The organism is Domibacillus sp. 8LH (genome assembly GCF_038806185.1).
Taxonomy (GTDB): domain Bacteria; phylum Bacillota; class Bacilli; order Bacillales; family Domibacillaceae; genus Domibacillus; species Domibacillus indicus_A.
This window is the reverse complement of sequence record NZ_JAVJNG010000262.1, coordinates 1-249: the sequence shown is the minus strand read 5'-3', so window position 1 is coordinate 249 and position 249 is coordinate 1. Positions and strand designations below refer to the sequence as shown.

1 protein-coding gene is annotated in these 249 nt (G+C 44.2%); it reads left to right on the top strand.

The window, feature by feature from the left end:
* Positions 1-76: 76 nt before the first annotated feature.
* A partial coding sequence (locus tag RG959_RS25445; protein WP_369335208.1) for a DDE-type integrase/transposase/recombinase occupies positions 77-249 on the top strand: 173 nt, incomplete at its 3' end.

The window sequence follows — 249 nt, the reverse complement described above, 5'->3', positions numbered from 1 at the left end:
ACCTTTCGGTCATCCAAGACCTGTTTAACAACGAAGTTGTCGCCTGGAATCTTTCCGGCCGTAATGATCTAACACTATGGATACCTTATCTAAACTGGCCATCAAAAAAGACGTATATGGAGCCGTTATCCATTCGGATCAAGGCTTCCAGTATACGTCTAAGCAATACAACAAGCGAATCAAAGAATATGGCATGAAGGGCAGCCACTCTCGCAAAGGAAACTGCCTGGATAATGCCTGTATCGAATC